Below are 1,957 nucleotides of genomic sequence, written 5' to 3'. Positions count from 1 at the left end.
GCGGGCCGTCGCCGCGGTCGGCGCGGTCGGCGCCGCCGCGCTGCTGTCGGGCTCGCTGCCACCCGGACCGGCCGTCCCGGTTCAGAGGGCCCGGCGGCGTTGCAGCCAGACGAAGGCCGCCCAGCCCGGCAGCACCGGCAGGATCAGCGTCAGCAGGCGGTACAGCGCCACCGAGGCCAGTGCGCCGCCCTGTTCCATCGAGGCGGTCTGCTGGAGCAGCGTGAGCAGCATCCCGTCCACCGCGCCGGCCCCGCCCGGGGTCGGCGCCGCGCTGCCCACCGCGTTGCCCACCAGGAACACCACCGCGACCGCGGCGAAGGACGGCTCCGGGCCGATCGCCCGGGCACAGCAGTACAGGCAGGCGATCAGGCAGATCGACACCAGCAGCTGCCCGGTCACGCCCACCGCCAGCCGGGTCGGGCTGCGCAGCAGGTCCAGCAGCCGCGGCAGCACCTCGGCCGTCAGCGGCCGCAGCCGCGTCGCCAGCCACCGCCGCGCCACCGGGATCGCCGACACCACCGCCAGCAGCGCCGCCGCCCCCGCCAGCCCGGCGACCACCGCGGGCAGCGCGTCCAGCTCGGAGCCTCCCGGCTCGAAGCCCAGCAGGTAGACGAAGGCCCCCAGCTGCAGCAGGTGCAGCACCAGGCCGATCAGCGTCCCCACGCCGACGCTGGACAGCGCCTGCGCGGTGGGGATGCCCGCCCGCTGCAACAGGCGGGTGTTCAGCGCGACCCCGCCGACGCCGCCGGGCGACACCAGCTTCACGAACGACCCGGCCACCTGCGCCAGCACCGCGTTGCGGAAGTTCAGCCGCTCCGGCACGAAACCGACGAAGCCCATCGCCGCCGCGACGTGGCTCGTCGCCGCCGCCACCAGCGCCAGCAGCAGCCACCAGGGATCGGCGTCCGCCAGCGCGGAGACCGGATTGTCCTCCGCCGCGAACAGCTGCGGGATCAGCAGCCAGCCGGCCACCACGCCGCCCACGACGATCAGCAGGGTCCGCGGCCGCAGCCGCTCCAGCCGCACCGGGCGGCCCACCACCTGCGGGCGGGTGCGCAGGACCTCCGCGCGGATCTCGTCGAGGAGGCCGCCGGGGGCGGGGGAGTCGTGCGGGGTCCCCGGCTCGGGGGTGGTGGCGGCTCCGGTGCCACCGGTGGGCGCGCCCACGTCACCGGCTGCTGCGCCGTGGCTGCCGCTCGCCGGGGCGGCGGCTCGGGCGGTGGTGCGTTTGGCGTGCTGCCTGAGGGCGCGGCGGGTGGTGTGGGTGAGGGCGATGGGCTGGAGCAGCGGGAGGGCGGCGTCGATCGGGTCGGGGCCGAGGACGGCGGTGGCCGTGCGGACCGAACGGGCGGCGCCGGCGCGCAGGGCGAGGGTGGTGAGGAGCTGGGCGAGGTCGCAGCACAGGACGAGTTCGGTGGCGGCGATGTCGCCGTCGGCGAAGTCGACCAGGTGCACGGCGCCGGAGCCGTCGATCAGCAGGGAGGAGGGGACGAGGGCGCGGTGGGCGATCTCGCGGCGCTGGAGCAGGGCGAACTGTCGCCAGGCGTCGGTGAGCAGCTCGTCGGTGATCTCCTCGTCGGTGAGTTCGTCGAGGGTGCGTCCGGCCAGCCGCTCGTACGCGATGAGGGCGGTGTCCTGGCCGATGCCCGCGGTGGCGGCGATGCGGCGGGTGCGGACGCCGGCCGCGAGGGCCGCGTACGTGACCAGGGCCTCGTGCTCCAGGCCGGTGCGCGGGGAGCGCAGGACGCGCGGGTCGGGGGCGGTGCGCAGGCGCAGCCGGCGCCAGGCGCGCTGGACGGCGGCGGCGGTGACGGCCTGCCGGTCGAGGAGCTGGACGTCGAGGTCGGGGCGGTCGTCGGCCTGCCGGACCCGGTAGCGGTCGGGGCCGGCCGGCCGGGCCTCGACCGGGCGCAGGCCGCTGTCGCGCAGGGCGCGCAGGACCTCGCCGGGCCGGGGG

The 1,957-nt window shown here is 77.3% G+C and carries 1 protein-coding gene; it reads right to left on the bottom strand.

The features are described from left to right. Positions 1–81: 81 nt before the first annotated feature. Positions 82–1,957, bottom strand: a 1,876-nt coding sequence (locus tag ACIQOV_RS39395; protein WP_401055703.1) for a lysylphosphatidylglycerol synthase domain-containing protein, incomplete at its 5' end; no start/stop codon positions are given.

It is taken from the genome of Kitasatospora sp. NPDC091257 (assembly GCF_044757675.1).
Taxonomy (GTDB): Bacteria; Actinomycetota; Actinomycetes; order Streptomycetales; family Streptomycetaceae; genus Kitasatospora; species Kitasatospora lactacystinica.
The sequence above is the reverse complement of the archived record's forward strand: the minus strand, read 5'-3'. Positions and strand labels throughout refer to the sequence as shown.